The organism is Flavobacterium marginilacus (assembly GCF_026870155.1).
Lineage (GTDB): Bacteria > Bacteroidota > Bacteroidia > Flavobacteriales > Flavobacteriaceae > Flavobacterium > Flavobacterium marginilacus.
In genome coordinates this window covers 1,109,143-1,127,312 of record NZ_CP113975.1, presented here as the reverse complement: position 1 = coordinate 1,127,312, position 18,170 = coordinate 1,109,143, and the positions used below count along the sequence as shown (strand labels likewise).

Annotated in this window: 17 protein-coding genes and 1 tRNA gene; 7 read left to right on the top strand and 11 right to left on the bottom strand. The window is 31.0% G+C overall.

Going from position 1 to position 18,170, the window contains the following annotated elements:
- Window position 1 precedes the first annotated feature (1 nt).
- On the bottom strand, window positions 2–298 hold the full coding sequence (locus tag OZP07_RS04940; protein WP_194640164.1) for a DUF493 family protein: 297 nt from the start codon (window positions 296–298) through the stop codon (window positions 2–4).
- Between the two features lie 352 nt (window positions 299–650).
- On the opposite strand from OZP07_RS04940, the gene OZP07_RS04935 reads away from it, so the two are divergent.
- From OZP07_RS04935 to OZP07_RS04915, 5 genes are all read left to right on the top strand, one after another.
- Complete coding sequence (locus tag OZP07_RS04935; RefSeq protein ID WP_281637506.1) at window positions 651–1,184, top strand: AAA family ATPase; 534 nt, start codon at window positions 651–653, stop codon at window positions 1,182–1,184.
- A 44-nt stretch (window positions 1,185–1,228) separates the two neighbouring features.
- Complete coding sequence (locus OZP07_RS04930; RefSeq protein WP_281637505.1) at window positions 1,229–3,124, top strand: RecQ family ATP-dependent DNA helicase; 1,896 nt, start codon at window positions 1,229–1,231, stop codon at window positions 3,122–3,124.
- The gene (fmt, locus tag OZP07_RS04925; RefSeq protein ID WP_194640161.1) at window positions 3,124–4,071 is read left to right on the top strand and encodes a methionyl-tRNA formyltransferase; all 948 of its coding nucleotides are present in this window, start codon (window positions 3,124–3,126) and stop codon (window positions 4,069–4,071) included. The genes OZP07_RS04930 and fmt overlap by 1 nt, the downstream gene beginning before the upstream one ends.
- 180 nt (window positions 4,072–4,251) lie before the next feature.
- On the top strand, window positions 4,252–4,524 hold the full coding sequence (locus tag OZP07_RS04920; protein WP_077375548.1) for an HU family DNA-binding protein: 273 nt from the start codon (window positions 4,252–4,254) through the stop codon (window positions 4,522–4,524).
- A 128-nt stretch (window positions 4,525–4,652) separates the two neighbouring features.
- A complete protein-coding gene (locus OZP07_RS04915) occupies window positions 4,653–5,213 on the top strand; it encodes a YqgE/AlgH family protein (RefSeq protein ID WP_194640160.1) in 561 nt (186 codons plus the stop codon).
- Here OZP07_RS04915 and OZP07_RS04910 read toward each other — a convergent pair.
- Both OZP07_RS04910 and OZP07_RS04905 read right to left on the bottom strand, forming a co-directional pair.
- Entirely contained in the window at window positions 5,205–6,044 is an 840-nt protein-coding gene (locus OZP07_RS04910) for an aminotransferase class IV (RefSeq protein ID WP_281637504.1), read from the bottom strand. The two genes, OZP07_RS04915 and OZP07_RS04910, sit on opposite strands and share 9 nt — an antisense overlap.
- A gap of 65 nt (window positions 6,045–6,109) precedes the next feature.
- Window positions 6,110–6,502, bottom strand: a complete 393-nt coding sequence (locus tag OZP07_RS04905) for an START-like domain-containing protein (RefSeq protein ID WP_194640158.1) — start codon at window positions 6,500–6,502, stop codon at window positions 6,110–6,112.
- Window positions 6,503–6,654: 152 nt separating this feature from the next.
- On the opposite strand from OZP07_RS04905, the gene OZP07_RS04900 reads away from it, so the two are divergent.
- Window positions 6,655–6,728: transfer RNA gene (locus OZP07_RS04900), tRNA-Met, on the top strand.
- A gap of 349 nt (window positions 6,729–7,077) precedes the next feature.
- Window positions 7,078–7,323, top strand: a complete 246-nt coding sequence (locus OZP07_RS04895) for a hypothetical protein (protein ID WP_194640157.1) — start codon at window positions 7,078–7,080, stop codon at window positions 7,321–7,323.
- A 297-nt stretch (window positions 7,324–7,620) separates the two neighbouring features.
- Here the strand turns inward: OZP07_RS04895 and OZP07_RS04890 are convergent, their stop codons facing one another.
- From OZP07_RS04890 to OZP07_RS04855, 8 genes are all read right to left on the bottom strand, one after another.
- Entirely contained in the window at window positions 7,621–10,011 is a 2,391-nt protein-coding gene (locus tag OZP07_RS04890) for a GumC family protein (protein ID WP_281637503.1), read from the bottom strand.
- Between the two features lie 9 nt (window positions 10,012–10,020).
- Window positions 10,021–10,821 carry a polysaccharide biosynthesis/export family protein gene (locus OZP07_RS04885; protein ID WP_281637502.1) on the bottom strand — a complete coding sequence of 267 codons (801 nt, stop codon included), beginning with the start codon at window positions 10,819–10,821 and terminating at the stop codon, window positions 10,021–10,023.
- 105 nt (window positions 10,822–10,926) lie between these two features.
- Window positions 10,927–12,345: an undecaprenyl-phosphate glucose phosphotransferase gene (locus OZP07_RS04880; protein ID WP_281637501.1), complete on the bottom strand. Its 1,419-nt coding sequence runs from the start codon at window positions 12,343–12,345 to the stop codon at window positions 10,927–10,929.
- Between the two features lie 253 nt (window positions 12,346–12,598).
- Window positions 12,599–13,705 (bottom strand): glycosyltransferase, encoded by a 1,107-nt coding sequence (locus tag OZP07_RS04875; protein ID WP_281637500.1) that lies wholly within the window; start codon window positions 13,703–13,705, stop codon window positions 12,599–12,601.
- Window positions 13,702–14,778 carry a glycosyltransferase family 4 protein gene (locus tag OZP07_RS04870; RefSeq protein WP_281637499.1) on the bottom strand — a complete coding sequence of 359 codons (1,077 nt, stop codon included), beginning with the start codon at window positions 14,776–14,778 and terminating at the stop codon, window positions 13,702–13,704. The genes OZP07_RS04875 and OZP07_RS04870 overlap by 4 nt, the downstream gene beginning before the upstream one ends.
- Before the next feature lie 687 nt (window positions 14,779–15,465).
- The gene (locus tag OZP07_RS04865; RefSeq protein WP_281637498.1) at window positions 15,466–16,227 is read right to left on the bottom strand and encodes a glycosyltransferase family 2 protein; all 762 of its coding nucleotides are present in this window, start codon (window positions 16,225–16,227) and stop codon (window positions 15,466–15,468) included.
- A 101-nt stretch (window positions 16,228–16,328) separates the two neighbouring features.
- Complete coding sequence (locus OZP07_RS04860; protein WP_281637497.1) at window positions 16,329–17,525, bottom strand: O-antigen ligase family protein; 1,197 nt, start codon at window positions 17,523–17,525, stop codon at window positions 16,329–16,331.
- Entirely contained in the window at window positions 17,526–18,152 is a 627-nt protein-coding gene (locus OZP07_RS04855) for an acyltransferase (protein WP_281637496.1), read from the bottom strand.
- Window positions 18,153–18,170 lie beyond the last annotated feature (18 nt).

Genomic DNA, 18,170 nt, shown 5'->3' with positions numbered 1-18,170 from the left:
ATTATAAGGAAACTATACCTTCTATTGTGGATAATTCTTGGTACTTATCTATTACTTCCTGCGAATCTTTGGCCGTTACATCTACCGAAATACTGGTGAATTTTCCGGTTTTGGATTTTGTTGTTTTGATTACAGCTCCCATACAGTTGAAGGCATTTTCCACTTTTAGGATATTTTCTTCGTTAGTTGGCACTATAAATTTAAACAAATATTGAGCAGGCCATGAATTACTGTTATCCAATTCGGTTTTCAGTCTTTCGTAAAACTCTGCTGTCTTTTTTTCGTTGTCGTCGCTCATTCCTAAATAAAAATAAAGGCAAATATACGCTTTAGATTTTAGAATTTTGATTTTAGATTTAAGATTTAAGAATCAAGAATCAAGAATTTGATTTTTTTGATATTTAATTTTCTCTTTTTTATCCTTTTTTTATTTCCAAAAATGCCCTATCTCTCTCGCTCATAGCCGTGATGGGAAGGAAAATCCTTTTATTTTTTTCTTTCAAAAAATAAAAGATTTGGAAGGACAGCAGGAATCCATTTTTACTAAAAAATCCTTATCATTCGCTCCATAAACAACAGCCTATTTTAGTCTTAAATATTCTTTTAAAAAACCAATAAGTTTGAGTATTTTTGCCGTTTAATTTGAAAAAGTGCAGAAAGAAATTATTGTTATCATTGGCGGTCCTGGTACGGGGAAAAGTTCTATTATAAAAGGTTTGGTTGCCAAAGGTTATTGCTGTTATCCTGAAATTTCCCGTGAAGTGACACTTGAAGCCCAAAAACGCGGTATTGAACAATTGTTCTTGGAAGATCCCTTATTATTTAGCCAAATGCTGCTTGACGGCAGAATCAAGCAATTTAATGATGCGAGAAATGAATCTCATCAATTGGTGTTTATTGACCGCGGAATCCCTGATGTTGTTGCGTACTTAGATTATATTGGCGATAATTATCCTCCTCATTTTGTTGATGCCTGCCACGCAAATATATATACGAAAATTTTCATTCTTCCGCCTTGGGAAGAGATTTATGAGAGTGACAGCGAGCGCTATGAAAATTTTGAACAGGCAAAAGAAATACAAGAACACCTCACAAAGACTTATGTAAATTACGGTTACGACTTAATTGAAGTACCAAAAGATACTGTTGATAACCGAATTCTTTTTATATTGGATAAAATTTAGCAATTATTGAATTTCAATAATTAGTAAGAATCTAAACTAGAAAAATGCCAACAGCACTAGAAATTCTTCAAAAATATTGGCAGCATGACACTTTCAGGTCGTTGCAGAACGAAATTATTGATTCGGTTTTGGACGGTCATGATACTTTTGCACTAATGCCAACTGGTGGCGGGAAATCGATTTGTTTTCAGGTGCCGGCTCTAATGAACGAAGGAATTTGTTTAGTGATTTCTCCTTTGGTAGCACTGATGAAAGACCAAGTTGCAAATTTGCAGCGGCGCGGCATCAAAGCTATTGCTTTGACTGGAGGCATTAAATCTGATGAGATTATTGATTTATTGGATAACTGTCAATTCGGGAATTATAAATTTCTGTACGTTTCTCCTGAACGTTTGCAGTCGGATTGGATTCTTGACCGAATAAAAAATCTTCCCGTAAATCTGATAACGATTGACGAAGCGCATTGTGTTTCGCAATGGGGACATGATTTTCGACCGGCTTATCTGAAGATTTCGGAATTAAAAAAACATTTTCCTAAAATTCCTTTTTTGGCACTAACAGCCACGGCAACTCCTCGAGTAAAAGAAGATATTATAACCGAACTGGGAATGCAGAATCCTGTTCAATTTGCTAAATCATTTGCCAGAAAGAATATCGCTTACATGGTTTTTGAAATAGAAGATAAACTTTTCAGAATTGAACAGATCCTTAAAAAAAATCCACAGCCATCTATTATATATGTTCGAAACCGAAAAGCCTGCCTGGAGATTGCTGAACAACTGCAAACTTTAGGATTTAGAGCTGCCTATTATCACGGCGGTCTTACTTCCAGAGAAAAAGACAAAAACATGCAGCTCTGGATGGAAGAAAAAGCGCAGGTTATTGTTGCCACAAATGCTTTTGGAATGGGAATTGACAAACCTAATGTAAAAACCGTAATTCATATTCAGCTGCCCGAAAACATAGAAAATTATTATCAGGAAGCAGGACGTTCCGGTCGAAACGGAGAAAAGGCTTTTGCCGTTTTATTGACTAGCCCATCTGATATTATTCAGGCAGAAAGTCAATTTTTAAAAGTTTTGCCTGATAAAATGTTTTTGACTACGATGTATATTAAACTCTGTAATTATTTTCAAATAGCTTATGGCGAAGGAATAAACGAAGAATTCATGTTTAATCTGAATCATTTTTGTCATAAATATGATTTTCCTGCACTGAAAACGTTTAATGCCATGCGCTTTTTAGACGGACAAGGGATTCTGACTCTGTCTCAGGAATTTTCAGAAAAAATAACTTTGCAGTTTCTAATCTCGTCCAAAGAAGTCATTCGTTATACAAGCCTAAATCCAAACGACGAGGAGATTATTTTAACCATTCTTAGAACATATCCTGGTGTTTATGAAATGCAGACCGCATTTAATTTACCGCTGATTGCTAAAAAATCGAACCATTCGGAAGTTTCTGTACTTGCCGTTTTACACAAATTAAAAGATAAAGAAATTATTGAATTTCATTCAAAAAACAATGATGCCGTTTTAATTTTCAATGAAATCCGCGAAGATGAAAGAACAATTAATAAAGTTTCCAAGTATCTTGTCCGCCAAAATGAACTCAAAAAAAAACAATTACATTCGGTACTAAAATACGTAGCTGAAAAAAACAGCTGCAAAAGCAAAATGATTTTGGATTATTTTGGAGAAAAAACAACTGTTAATTGCGGTATTTGTTCCTATTGCATCACCCTGACAAAACCTAAAAAGGATTTCAAAGCTCTTTCTGAAAAAATTATAGCCTTATTGCAAAATGAAAGCCTAAGCTCAAGAGAAATTCAAAACAAGACTAAAAATACTGCAGACGACGTTATCTTTGTACTGCAGCAATTATTAGAAGACGAACTTTTAATAATTCAAAAAAACAACAAATACATTTTAAAAACCTGATGAAAAAATTACGAATCATATTTATGGGAACTCCAGAATTCGCAGTAGGAATTCTAGATTCTATAATTAAAAACAATTATGAAGTAGCTGCTGTAATTACCGCAGCCGACAAACCAGCAGGCCGAGGACAGAAAATAAAATATTCGGCAGTAAAAGAATATGCCTTAGAAAATAATTTACACTTATTACAGCCGGCAAATTTAAAAGATGAAGCTTTTTTGGAAGAATTAAAATCACTGGAGGCTAATTTGCAAATTGTAGTTGCCTTTAGAATGCTCCCAAAAGTAGTTTGGGAAATGCCATCTTTAGGAACATTTAATCTGCATGCGTCACTGCTTCCTAATTACAGAGGCGCTGCACCAATTAATTGGGCAATTATTAATGGCGAAACAAAAACCGGCGTAACTACATTTTTTATTGATGACAAAATAGATACCGGCGCAATGATTTTGAGCAGTGAAACCGCAATCGACAGCAATGAGAATGCCGGACAGCTACATGACCGCCTGATGCATTTAGGATGTGACACTGTCATTGATACTTTGAAACTGATTGAAAACGGCAATGTAACCACTGCTATTCAAAAAGATTCATCAGACATCAAAACAGCTTACAAGTTAAACAAAGAGAATTGCAAAATTGACTGGTCACAATCTACTGCAGCCATTCACAATCTTATTAGAGGATTAAGCCCATACCCTGCAGCTTGGTGTTATTTTACAGACAAGAATGAAGAATGGAATGTAAAAATCTATGAGGCCAAAGCAATTATAGAAAAACACAATTATGAAATTGGCTTTCTAATCTGCACTAAAAAGGAAATGAAAGTTGCCACGAATGAAGGTTTTATTCAAATAGTAAGCCTGCAGTTTCCAGGGAAGAAGAAAATGACCGCTGCAGAATTATTAAACGGAATAACATTTTCAGAAAATGCAAAAGTTCACTAACATCAATAAAAACAAGGGTTAAGTACCGTTTCTTTCAGAATTTTACACTACTTTATGAACAATAAAAGTAAGTTATTAACAAAATATGCTAATTTTGTATAAAACATTTGCACACACCGTATTTCCTGCTAATTTTGTTCTATTAACAATTATTTTAACCAACAATTAACATCCATTATTATGAACAAATCAGAATTAATCGACGCTATCGCTGCAGATGCAGGAATTACTAAAGCTGCTGCAAAATTAGCGCTTGAATCATTTTTAGGAAATGTAGGTGGTACTTTGAAAAAAGGTGGTAAAGTATCTTTAGTAGGGTTCGGATCTTGGTCTGTATCTTCAAGAGCTGCAAGAGACGGAAGAAATCCTCAAACAGGAAAAACTATTCAAATAGCCGCTAAGAATGTTGTAAAATTCAAAGCCGGAGCAGATTTAGAAGGAGCTGTAAACTAATCTATAGTTTATTTCATATAATTAAACCTTCCGATTGGAGGGTTTTTTTGTGCTTTTAAACGAATAAGGCAGGAAAAGTTTGGTTACTCTATATAATTTTTCTTAAATTTAATTAAAAATATAGCCTTATGATTTCAGAAAAATTAAAAAAAGGATATCTACTTATTGCTGAGCCATCAATAATAGGAGATTTGTCATTTAATAGATCTGTAATTTTATTAGCAGATCATAATCAAGATGGCTCGGTAGGCTTTATAATGAACAAACCACTGAAATACACAATCAATGATTTGATTCCTGAAATAAATGCCAGCTTCAAAATTTTCAATGGCGGTCCTGTAGAACAAGACAACCTGTACTTTATCCACAATATTCCTAAACTGATACCCAATAGTATTGAGATATCTAATGGAATCTATTGGGGAGGAGATTTTGATTCAACAAAAGATCTTATAAACAGCGGCCAAATCAAAAAAGAAAACATTCGTTTCTTTCTTGGTTACACCGGATGGGAAGAACATCAGCTTGAAAATGAAATGAAAGCCAATTCATGGATTATTACAAAAAACAGCTACGAGAATAAAATAATCGGTAAATCGACTCTTCATTTCTGGAAAGAACAAATCATGGAATTAGGAGGCGAATACCTTATTTGGTCTAATGCCCCTGAAAACCCTTATTTAAACTAAGCCTAAACTATCGTTTAGCAACATCACTAAAACCTTTGAGGTTTCAACTGAAAATTCCTTTTTTCTGTACTTTGTAATTGGCTGTATACCTTTAATCACATTTGTCACAAACAATTCGTCAGCTTTTTGAAGATCAAAAGGAGAAATAATTTCTTCAAATACTTCAATACCCTCAATTTTTTTGGCTAATTCTAGAATCTGTTTTCTCATAACTCCATTCAGACATCCTTCTGAAACTGGAGGAGTAATTAATCTGCCCCCAATAAGCATGAAAATATTACCCTGTAATGCCTCAACAACATTTTTGCTGTCGTTTAATAAAATACAATTATCTAAGCCATTCTCATGTGCATAAATACTTCCTGTTACATTTATCAAACGGTTAGTTGTTTTAATCGAAGACAGCAATTGTTTTGCAACATAAAAGTCTTTATACAAATCAACTTCATATTCCTGCCCATTAAGCGAATATTCTTTATTTTCGAGCGGCATGGTCTTTATCAAAAACAAAACGGTGTTATCTTGTGGCAAATAATAACCGCCATTATTTCTACAAACTGTAATTCTGGCTCTAGAAGATGATTCTATATTATTATTTTTAACCAAAGTGAGAATCTGCTCTTCCAAATATTCCATCGTGAAATTCATTGGAATTTCCATTCGAATTACACGCATCGAAGACATCAGCCTAAAGTAATGATCTTCCAGAAACAAAATCTTCCCATTAACAATTTTTACAGTCTCAAAAACTGCATCACCGTATAGAAATCCTCTATTTTCAACTAAAATATTTGCATCTTCAGATACAATTGTACCATTAAAATTTATCATACTGTTTTTCAAAAAAAAGTCACGCTAAAAAGCGTGACAAATATAAGTTATAATATACAATTTCACTACACTGAACCTATAACATGTTTGAGGTCTGAAATTTGATTTTCCCACAGCTGGGTTGCTTCTTCAAGATCTTCTTTATGAGCAAAATCAACAACCATCAAAGAGACATCTTTGGTCAACTCATCCTCTAAAATATTTAATTCAAAAAAATAATCTGTATCCTTATTATTCTCGTCAACCCACCTAAACTTTACTTTTTCTCCCGATTTTTTTGAAGCCAATCTTGCTTTCTCCTGAGAGTCGTTCCAAATAAAAGTAAAAAACTCACCACGGGAATTTACATTATCTGCAAACCATTCAGATAGGCCTGAAGGGGTCGAAATATACTGATATAATAATTGGGGGGAGGAATTTATGGGGAACTCTATCTCGTAACGCACTTTTAAATTCATGAATACTGTTTTTTGTTTGCGAAATATATAGATTATTACTCCAAAAAAAAAACCTTTTCAAAAAAAATTTTTTTTTTAGATTTTGCTTGCAAACTCTAATTATTATTCTATCTTTGCACCCGCATTAAAGGACAGGATATGTCCCCAAATATGGCGAGGTAGCTCAGTTGGTTAGAGCGCAGGATTCATAACCCTGAGGTCACGGGTTCAACTCCCGTCTTCGCTACAAAAGACAAAACCCTTAAACAGAAATGTTTAAGGGTTTTTTATTGAAGTTATAACCTCCAGAACATGCTATAAGTTGTGGATTTATCAAAAACACACACAATCTAAATACTAGAAATCCATCAATAAATTAGACAATTTATTGTATCTTTTCAGTTTATCATTTAAATCCATTCATCATTAAATCAAGAACTTAAACAATAAAATTTACCTGCTATAATTCTTCTATAAACAGAAAATTTTATATATTATTAAAAAATAATCTCTTAAAGAATTAAAAAAATTAAAAACAGCGATACTCTAGCAGTAATTAAAACAGCCTTTTTGCAAACAAATTAATCTAAACTAAAATGGATATAGTTAAATTTAAAATCACATCAAAAACAATAAAAGTAGAAGTACGCAATTCTAATAATTATGTTTTTAATTTTAATACTGCATTAGAGATTGCAAAAGAAGACAAAGATGTTTTACTAAAGCTATACAATGCACTAGACCTTCTTTTTAAGAAAGAAAATGCTCCCGAAACAAAAAACTATATTTCACCAAACCAAACAAGCATACTAGACCAAATTTCAGCTGCTGATAATTTATAAAAGGAAAAATAATATTGAGGCAATCTTACACAAAATCATCAGCCATATTGAAACAAAAAAATTAAGGAAAATCAAAAAATAACGCAAAAACATTTTTTGTCTTCCCTACAAAAAACGAATTCTCAAACACTAACTGTTTAAATTTTGGTAATATGGTCAAAAATATCACTATATAAAAAAGAAAAAGATTAACCACTCAGAATTCAACTACGAACTCAACGCCTTCTCAAAAAATAAAAAAAGCCCTTAAACACAATATTTAAAGGCTAATTCATTTTCATTAAAGATATTTTTTCCTTATCTCTTTAATATTTTATTATACCAAGAGGTTTTTTTAACATTCACTCCATAACCATATCCATAACCATATCCTTTTGTTGAGTCAGTATCGTTTAACAATAAGCACATATTTGGCAGTTTATTTGCTTTGTACAATTCATTAGGGATATTCAGCATACGTTTTTCCAAAAAGTTCGCACGAGCAACATAGATAAAACAATCAGCATGCTTAGCAATCAATAATGTATCAGTAACCAAACTCACAGGAGCGGTATCAACAATAATATAATCATACTGATTTTTAAGAGTTTTAAAGAGGTCATCTACTTTATTACTCATTAACAATTCTGCTGGATTTGGAGGAATAACCCCGGCAGGAAGGATGTAAAAATTATCGAAACCATCTTGCTTTACAATTAAATCGTCCAATTTTACATCTTTCGATGATAAATAATTCGTAAAGCCCCTGCCTGGTAAAGCAAAATACTCATCTAACCTTGGATTCCTGATATCCATACCAACCAGTAATACTTTTTTACCAGACAAAGCAAAAGTTCCAGCGAGATTAGCTGACACAAAAGTTTTACCTTCCTTAGGAAAAGTAGAAGTCAAAAAAATAGTTTTTGCCCTATTTTCATCTGCTTTGCTTAATATAAATTCCAGATTAGTCCTGACAATACGCAATGCCTCAGCGGAACTGGTTCGACTATCAGCTTTTATGATATCAGAAGGTGAATCAGAAGTAGGAACATCTCCAATAAAAGGAATCAAAGTCTTTCCTTCTAAATCTAACCTGCTCTTTATTTTAGTATCCAACAAATTAATTACATAAATAATTCCAAAAGGAATCAATAACCCTAACAATAAGGCTACTAAATAAACTATTTTCTTTTTAGGAGAAGCTGGAATTTTTTCGGCTTTACCCGAATCGATTACTCTTGCATTGGGTTCTGTAGCAGCTAATGAAATAGCCGTTTCTTCTCTTTTTTGTAATAAATACAAATACAATTCTTCCTTAACCTTTTGCTGTCTGTCAATTATTCTGAATTGGTGTTCCTGAACAGGAATTTTTCTTATTTTAGAATTTAAAATCCCCTCATTACGCTTCAAATTATTCTTTTGGATAACTAAATTAGATTGCATTCTCAACAAACTAGCAAATACATTTGACTTTAATGATGCAATCTGCTGATCTAATTTAATAACCGATGGATTTTCTGGAGTTGCAGATTTCAGAATTCTATTACGGTCTAATATTAGTGTATTATAGTTGTTTATTAAATTACTCGCATCTCCTTTTTCACTAATAATGTTAGCAGGCAACAAATCTGAACTCGAACTTTTTTTAATAAAACTCAGCATCGAGTTAACTACATTCAATTGAATTTCTGTTTCAACTCCCTTTTTAACATATTCATCGGATCCTTCAACATAAAGTTTGGCTTCTGATTCTATATCTGTTACTTCATTAGAAGTCTTAAAACTCTCCACATTTTTTTCAACGCCATCCAGTTCTTGCGTAATGATTTCTAATCTATTATTTATAAATTCAGAAGTATTCTCAGCTATAAAATTCTTATCTGTAGCCGCATTGCTATTATAAATAGCTATCAAATTATCTAAAAAATCTTCTGCTTTTTTTACAACTGGATCTTTTATCGAAATTTCTACAACACTGCTCGTTTTACTTATTGGGTTTACAGAAACTCTTTCTCTAAAACTGTCAACTATATCTTCCAGCGGACTAATTACGATACTAAACTTTCCGAATTTTTCTTTTAAATCATCAACCTTTATTTTAGATTTACGAATGATAATTTGTCCATACTGAGTGGTAATCAATTCGTCATAATGATATTTAGCAACTGAAGTAGAATTAAGAACACCCTGCTCTTTATCTTCTTTAAATTCAATTTCTAATTCAAAGGTATCTGGAGCTAATTCCTTATAATTTAAGATCATTTCATTCTCATAAAAATGCTTCTCAGGATTGATTAATGTAACTTCAATTGGAGATTTTTCATAGAGTTCAATATCTTTAATCTTCCCTTTAAAAATAAAACTTACCGTAAGATTTAATTTTTTTATGGTACTTTCTATTAACGTTCTTGATTTTAAAATTTCAATTTCATTATCAACATTATTAACCACACTCCCACCTAATCCCATATCAGCAAAAGCTGAAAGTTCAGAAAGCATGCCCCCTTTCTTTTCGTCTTTTACCAAAATTGTGGTAAATGCCTTATATTGAGGTATTGTATATCTCAAATATAAAAAAGCCATAATCAAACAAATGCTCACCCCAAAACCAAACCATTTCCAATGAACCAAATACTTATCAAAAAATTCTTTTAAATTAAAATCATTCTCTAAATCTTCCTCAAAGCTTTTATTATTGTTGTTTTCCATTCTAAAATTTTAATTTGATGTTGTGACAATTAAAGTAATTAATGTAATTACCAAAGAGGTAATTGAAATAAGGACTCCAGTATTAGGACCTATTGCTGCTCCATTAATCTTATTCTTATTAGGCTCAACATACACTACATCATTTTGTGTCAAATAATAAAAAGGGGAATTTATAAAATCTGCCTTAGTAATATCAACTCTATTATAGGTTTTAGCACCATCAACCTCCCTAATAATTAATATATTATTTCTTTTACCATAAATTGTCAGATCTTTTGCCATTGCTAAAGCTTCAATTAAGGTCACTCTCTCCGTATTTACACTATAGCTACCTGGTGATGCAACTTCGCCTTGTACAGAAATTTTAAAATTAACTATTCGAAGATTAATAATTGGATTTTTAATATAGACACCTATTTTAGTATGGAACATATTTAGTATTTCTGTTCTGGTTAAACCGCCGACTTTTAATTTTCCTAAAATAGGAAAATCTATATATCCATTTGAATCCACCAAGTAGGACTGCATAGTTTCCTCACCTCTTGCACTATTTTGTCTGCTTTGGCTAACCACACTTACAGACCGCAAATTAAATGGCAAAGCAATTTCTAAATCTTCCGCAGAAACAATAATAGATAATAAATCATCTGGCTGAATTTTAATTTCATAACTATTTGCATTTTTTTGAGTTGTCATTCTATCAATATTTTGATAATAGACAATATCACCTTTTGAGGCACAAGCACCAAGTAAAAACAAAAATATCCAAAAAGCAGATATTTTTGTAAAAAAAGAAAATTTCAATTTCATCAGATTTACAGTTTTACGGGACAAATATAAGTATTTATTTTTTTTTCAATCAACGATTTGCATTTGCAATAAAAAACATATTAGTTATCTTTTATCATTATGTATTTAATATGCATTTTCTTCCCCTTTAAAAACATTTACAACTGTCTTTATAATAATTTTCACATCCAGTAACAAACTCCAATTCTCAATATACCATATATCAAAATCTACCCGATTCTCCATATCTATAAGTTCTTTTGTCTCTCCACGGTATCCGTTTACCTGCGCCCAGCCAGTAATCCCTGGTTTAGCATATTGACGTACTAAATAATTATTAATCAGACCACTATATTGTATTGTATGATTCACCATATGTGGTCTTGGTCCCACCACAGACATATCTCCCCAAAGCACATTAAAAAACTGAGGAAGTTCATCAATACTAGTTTTACGAATAAACGCGCCTGATCTAGTTAGACGGCTGTCTCCTTTTTTAGCCTGTAAATCATTAGAAGAAGTATTTACTCTCATACTCCTAAATTTCAAACACTTAAAAGACCTATTATCTCTTCCTGTACGCTCTTGTGTAAAAAAAACAGGCCCGGGAGATTCTAACTTTATAATCAACATCAAAATAGGAAAAAGCCACGGGAAAATCAATAAAATTACACTTAACGAAAAGAAAATATCAAATGTCTTTTTCACTAGACGGTTTACAGTAAACTCTAACGGTTCACTACGAAACATCAATACTGGTGTATTCTCATAAAAAGAAATTTCCACTTTACTAGATTTGGTATATAACTGAAAATCAGGTATGAATTTAATGCGAACCATATGATGTTCACAAATTTGAATCAATTTATTAATTACAGCAATATTATCAATATGCAATGCAACATACATTTCGTCGACTTGTTTCTTAAAAAGAAACTCCTCAATATAGTCAAAATCTCCTAAAATAGGAGATGATATAAATGCAAAAGGATCAACCTTTTCATCAAAAAAACCTAAAAACCGATAACCGTAAGTCAAGTCTCTTGCCAATACCTTACGAATTCTTTCGCCAGTATCATTAGCTCCAACAATAATAAAACTTCTAAAATTATAGCCTTTAGCTCTAATATACCCTAAAAGCTTCATGCTTAAATATCTAGAAATCATTAAAAGACAAAAGAAAAAAACATAAAAATAAGACAATCTTAGATTTGAAATACGCGAATATTTTAAGAAACCTACAAAAACAGCTATTAATGCTATATGAATTACAATTTTTTTTGTAGTTCTTTTTAATATAGATTCAATTGATTCCACTCTAACAATCCTATAAGAATCATGATGCAACAATAATCCAATCCATAAGATGTTTGCTAATAAAGAAACTGTCTGCACTTCTTTTAAGAAAAGATGTTCTATATTGCCAAATCTACATAAAGCAGACAAAACTATAGCACTATTCAACAAGATAATATCCCAAACTACAAATAAAAGTTTGAAATAACGAGATGAATTATGATTAGATAATTTCTGTAAAATCTTCATATTAAATATTATTATTATTTTATAATTCCTCAATTAAAAAAAAATCAGAAACTATGTAAAAGTAAATTTAAACCCTAAAATTACTCTCTACTAGGGAAATATAAGATAAAAAAGCTACTTCAATAGCTTACAAATAATTATTATTTATACAGTCTCCTATATAGCTGATTAATTTCAGTTGTTTTACATGGAACAATAAATCTTTAACCAAAAAACTAGTTCTTTTACATTAAAAAAAACATTCTAAATAACACTAAACTGTTACTATTTTTTCTTTAACAAAAGACAAAAAACTATTATTAAATATCTCTGTACTAAAACTTTCAGCATGAGTACGGATTATAACTGGATCAAAACTCAATTGTTCAAATTCTTCAACAGCCACAATTATTGAATCACTAGTTTGTTCCTTAAACAAAATCCCTGTTAAACCATGCTTTACAGTCTCAAGACTTCCTCCCTTTCCATAAGCAATTACAGGTGTACCACAGGCTTGTGCTTCTACAGGTACAATTCCAAAATCCTCTTCTGCAGCAAATACAAATGCCTTCGCTTTAGCCATTTTTTCTTTCAAAACTTCAAAACTTTGATAACCTAACATTTTTATATTTGGAAGGCTTGACACAACTTTATTTAATTTTTTAAATTCTGGACCATCACCAATAACCACAAGTTCTTTGTCAGGCATTTTTGAAAAGGCATCCACAATAAGATCTACTTTTTTATAAGGAACTAATCGAGAACACGTTATGTAGAAATTTTCTTTATTAGTCTGTAATGTAAAAGCATCTACATCGACAGGGGGATAAATTGTATCTGATTTACGACGGTAAATTTTATTAATCCTTGATGCTATAAAATTTGAATTAGCTATAAAATGATCTACACGATTGGAACTGGCTATATCCCAAATACGTAAATGATGCAAAAAATATTTTGCAATCATACCCTTAAAACCACTTTCTAGATTGGCTTCTTTAATATATTTATGATGCAAATCCCATGCATAACGTACCGGAGAATGACAATAACTAATATGTACCTGATTATGATTGGTTAACACTCCCTTTGCCACACAATAGGAAGAACTTATAACTAAATCATACGATGATAAATCAAACTCTTCTATTCCATATTTAAACAAAGGAAAATAGTTTCTATACCGTTTAGGACATCCTGGCAAACGTTGTATAAATGAGGTAGTAACCTTTGATTTATCAATATTGAGTTTTTCTAGAATATCATCGTTGGCAACTAGTGTAAAGATGTCGGCATCTGGATACAAAGAATGTATAGAGGCAAAAACTTTTTCAGCACCTCCCATTTCGGTCAACCAATCTTGAACTAATGCTACTCTCATTTAATGTTATTATTAATAATGTTACTTAATTTTAAAGCACTTTGATCCCAAGAAAAGCGTAACAGATTTTGTGCGCCTTTTTCTATTAACTGCTCCCTTATGTCTTTGTTTTTTACCAAAGTAGTCATTGCGTTACTTATTTCATCAATCGAATTTGGATTACAATATAATGCACTATCCTTAAAAACCTCTGGCAAAGAACTAACATTCGAAACAATCACTGGACATCCACAAGCTTGTGCTTCTAAAGGAGGTATCCCAAAACCCTCATAATAAGAAGGATAAATAAAACCCAATGCATTTGTATAAAATTTTATTAACTGTTCATCAGAAACTCGCCCAACAAATCGAATGGCTTTATTATTATTATTATTATATTCCTCTATATCAATCGCTTTAAAACTTTTACTTTTTATATCTCCAATAACTATTAGTTGCAAGTTATTTTCATATTCACTTGATATTTTTTTAAAAGCGACAAGCACTGAATGTAAATTTTTTCTATAGTTTAAAGACGAAACTGCTACTAAATACGGAACTTTCGCTTGCTCTAATGAACTTGAACCATTAGAAAATTGACTATCTACAGCGTTATAGATTACCGCTATTTTATCTTCAGAAATCTTGTAAAACTTAACAATTTCACTTTTAGAAAAATCACTTACAGTAAGAACATGCTTTGACGAATGAATTACTTTAGGTATTAAAAACTTATAAAAAAACAAAAACTTTTTGGAATAGGTTTCTGGATAAGCCAAAAAAGCTACATCATGTAGCGTAACAATTTTATTTTTATAAAATAAAGGAGCTGTATTACATAAATTTAACAATAACGGTTTTTTAATTTTATATAAATATTTTGGTAAATCAATTTGTTCCCATATATGCCCATTTTTTTTTCCGATAATTTGGGCATCTAACTCTTTAGCTAATTTATAATGAATAATATTTGAAGGAGTAACAAATTGTATTTCGTCTTTAAATTTTTTTTTTAATCTTATACAAATTTCAATTGCAAAACGCTGCACACCTGTTATTGGTTGGGTCAAAAAACGAGAATTAACTATAATCATTATTTTGTTTTCATTTTATATTTGGTTAAAAAATAATTTTCATAAAATATTGAATCAACATAACTAAACTATTGTTATTATTGCTATTAAGAAATACAATTAATTTCCACTATCAAAATGTAGGATTGCTTAAATCAGGTAACGCTAATATCTGAGCAATTAAATAAACTACATCAAAACAAGATAGCAATAATTGATGTATATTTATATCTATTTTTATAAAATTTCATCTCTCTTAAAAGAGCCCTAAACAACTAGAAAACAAAAAATATTATAAGGTATTCAGAATTTGCAAACAAATTAAAAAAATACTTGAAACTCTATGACTACCTAAGCCAAGACCAAAACCATATGTTTCTTGGAATAATTTTAAACAATACGCATTTGATCTTGGTTTCTCAATAAAAAAAGCGTGCCAAAAACCTGACGCTAAAAATCCCCCTGCAAAAGATGTTTCAATTATACAAGTTTTTTTTTGAAAGAATAGATAAATGAAAAAAGGGCTGCTTTAGGACAAATTTCTTCACCGTAAATACTTCTATTGATATTATATCCTTAAATAACTAAATATTTAAACTCACAACAAACTCTGTTTCATCACCAAATTTATGGTCATTAATTACTAAAATTTTCATGCCTTTGATTATAAAAATTTAAAATTTTCAACAATTTATGAGTTAGATTGAGTTAGATTTTCATGCCCATCTTCCTAATGAAAGACTTGATACGAAATTTAAAAAATTGATAGTTAAGAAAAAAAAACGCTAAAAATGGATTCAATTCTCCAGTTGCTATTGCTGCTCGATGGTGTTCTATAAATACATTTGCAGCATTTGTACTTATTCCACCCTGTTGCATTTTCACAGTAATTTTATCCATAAAGGCACTTTTCAAATATTTTCCTGGTCTTAATAAAAATTCAAAGTCTGCACATATTTTATAACTTGTATCATATAATCCATATTTCTCATATAGCTCGCTATGATGTAAAGAACCCGGATGGGCAATAACATTTTGCAGTCTACAAGTTTTCCAGTCCCAAGGTAATCCTAAAGTTTTAATTACATTTCTATCTCCATCAGTTAAATTTAATTTTGACGAAACATACTTTACATCTTTATCAATCGTGGATAAAAAGTTAGCATAATCATCAAAAGCAGTTGGATATAATGCATCATCCGACCCTAAAAATGTTATCCACGTACCCTTAGCCTGTGCAATTCCTTTATTCCAAGCATCATAAATCCCCGAATCTTTTTCGCTAATCCAGTAATTAATAGACTTATCATACTTTTTAAGAATATCAACTGTTTGATCAGTTGAATTCCCATCGATAATAATAAGCTCAAAATCCTTAAATGATTGCGATTCAATACTATCCAAACAATAAGTTAGGAAGCTACCGCTGTTGTAGGTAGCAATTATTAATGATATTAACGGTTTAGTCATTTTAGAAACAGCTTTAGTTTTTATTTGATACTATCAACTTGCAAAAATAGATTTTACAGACAATAGCATCATTGTCATGTTAATAATATTTATCATTTTTATCAGAGTATGATTTCTCTTTTTTTAATCATTATTTTTTTTGTCCCATAAATTAGTATTAGGGAACATAAAATAAAATATGAAATCGCCTCTCCGTTTAATAGTACAATCATAAAAACGCAGGAAATAATAATTCCTAATTTCTTAAACACTTGTCTAAAAACAAATAAGTAAACTAAAAGAAAAATCAGTCCCAACTGATAAGATATTTCTGCTATTGATGATGTTACAAATAAGCTATCTTCTGCACCTAACTTCCCAACTCCAAAAAATGGGTTATCAATAGCGATGTTGAATGCTTTCTGTGTAGATGCAACTCTATCTGTTAGGGATAATGCACTGGCTTCGCTAGTACCCATTAACTTTCCAAGTGTTTGATCATAAATAAGCTCACCCACATCAATATTTGTCGAAGTTTGAAGATAAATTATCCCTGAAGTAACTAATAAAACTGAAAATGAGAGATAGGTAATCATTGTTTTCTTTACTTTTTTATCATTATTGTTCAATAAGATATGAATCAAGATTAACATTAGTAAAAAAAAACCAGTGGTAGAGCTTGCTAACAATACTCCAAAAAGGAAGTATGGAATTTTTTTATACTGTCTCTTTTCTATAACTAACCAATAAAACGCAAATGATAAACTAAATGACCAAGCTCCAGGTTCCCAAAAAATACTCTGAGCCCGAAAGTCATTACTGACACGATCAGTATAAATAATTAAATTATAAAAGCCGTAACCGTCAATATCAAAACCACTTGTTGAAATGGGAAATGTACTCAGCAATGAGTAGTTTACTAATGTTATAGGAGCAATAACCAATGTTACCAAACACAAAAAAAATATGACCCTCGCATATCTATCTAACAAAACATCTAGCTTTTGATAGCTTAGGCAACTCAAACTTAAATAAACCGCAGCACTTGAAAAGGTATTTACTAAGCTGCTGTTGATATTAAGATTAATAATCTTCGAAAAAAAAGGCATCAATATAAAAAATAAAGCTAGTCCATTAGGACTTCTGATCTTTTCACCTTTTGAATGTTGAAGAAAAATGTAAAAAACGATACTTAACAATTGTAATCCTAAAAGAATTATTTTATCAACAGCAAAATAAAGCCATGAACCATTTGTATAGACAAATAATGTAGCAAGATAAAATTCATAAATATGTATGAACTTGGTTTTCTTTAACATTTATTCCTCTTTATGAATTGTTCTTATAAATTTAGCTGGATTTCCAGCCCAAATTTCGTCGCTCGGGATTGATTTTGTAATCACACTTCCAGCACCAATAATTGCTCTATCACCTATAGATACATTTTTGAGAATAATCGAGTTTGCACCTACGAAAACATCATTTCCGATTTTGATAGGTTCACTTTTCACTTTTTCAGAATTAAACAAATTCTTTCTTCTTTCTAAATAATCAAGCTCATGGAAGTCAGTATCCCAAATAAAAACATTCCCTCCAAAATTACAATAATTTCCTATTTCTATTTTATTAGAGCAATAAATTGAAACTCCACTAAAACCAGTATAATTTCCAACCCTGAGGGTTGCTGAGCCTAGAACTGCAATCGATGATTTTTTGTTTAATCCAATTGGATTTTGTGTAGTACAATTGTTAATTACAATATGACTCCCAAAAATAATTTTGCTACCTCTCTTCAAATGTAAGGTAGTTATACCTTTACTCAAAAAACCGTCCCCTATCTTTACATCTGAACACATAAAATAAATAATCATTTTGGTAATAGCAGAATCTAATGAGTATTTTCCAGATTTAAACATCCGGAAAATATTTTTTAAAATTATAAACATGACCTAATTAAGTTTTAT

What these genes read in the sequence shown, in the direction of transcription:
- OZP07_RS04875 (WP_281637500.1), bottom strand. Translation starts at nt 13,705, where the DNA reads ATGAGAGTAGCATTAGTTCAAGATTGGTTGACCGAAATGGGAGGTGCT.
- OZP07_RS04940 (WP_194640164.1), bottom strand. Translation starts at nt 298, where the DNA reads ATGAGCGACGACAACGAAAAAAAGACAGCAGAGTTTTACGAAAGACTG.
- OZP07_RS04860 (WP_281637497.1), bottom strand. Translation starts at nt 17,525, where the DNA reads ATGTTAAAGAAAACCAAGTTCATACATATTTATGAATTTTATCTTGCT.
- OZP07_RS04880 (WP_281637501.1), bottom strand. Translation starts at nt 12,345, where the DNA reads ATGAAGATTTTACAGAAATTATCTAATCATAATTCATCTCGTTATTTC.
- OZP07_RS04905 (WP_194640158.1), bottom strand. Translation starts at nt 6,502, where the DNA reads ATGAATTTAAAAGTGCGTTACGAGATAGAGTTCCCCATAAATTCCTCC.
- OZP07_RS04855 (WP_281637496.1), bottom strand. Translation starts at nt 18,152, where the DNA reads ATGTTTATAATTTTAAAAAATATTTTCCGGATGTTTAAATCTGGAAAA.
- OZP07_RS04915 (WP_194640160.1), top strand. Translation starts at nt 4,653, where the DNA reads ATGATTTCAGAAAAATTAAAAAAAGGATATCTACTTATTGCTGAGCCA.
- OZP07_RS04865 (WP_281637498.1), bottom strand. Translation starts at nt 16,227, where the DNA reads ATGACTAAACCGTTAATATCATTAATAATTGCTACCTACAACAGCGGT.
- fmt (WP_194640161.1), top strand. Translation starts at nt 3,124, where the DNA reads ATGAAAAAATTACGAATCATATTTATGGGAACTCCAGAATTCGCAGTA.
- OZP07_RS04890 (WP_281637503.1), bottom strand. Translation starts at nt 10,011, where the DNA reads ATGGAAAACAACAATAATAAAAGCTTTGAGGAAGATTTAGAGAATGAT.
- OZP07_RS04885 (WP_281637502.1), bottom strand. Translation starts at nt 10,821, where the DNA reads ATGAAATTGAAATTTTCTTTTTTTACAAAAATATCTGCTTTTTGGATA.
- OZP07_RS04920 (WP_077375548.1), top strand. Translation starts at nt 4,252, where the DNA reads ATGAACAAATCAGAATTAATCGACGCTATCGCTGCAGATGCAGGAATT.
- OZP07_RS04870 (WP_281637499.1), bottom strand. Translation starts at nt 14,778, where the DNA reads ATGATTATAGTTAATTCTCGTTTTTTGACCCAACCAATAACAGGTGTG.
- OZP07_RS04895 (WP_194640157.1), top strand. Translation starts at nt 7,078, where the DNA reads ATGGATATAGTTAAATTTAAAATCACATCAAAAACAATAAAAGTAGAA.
- OZP07_RS04930 (WP_281637505.1), top strand. Translation starts at nt 1,229, where the DNA reads ATGCCAACAGCACTAGAAATTCTTCAAAAATATTGGCAGCATGACACT.
- OZP07_RS04910 (WP_281637504.1), bottom strand. Translation starts at nt 6,044, where the DNA reads ATGATAAATTTTAATGGTACAATTGTATCTGAAGATGCAAATATTTTA.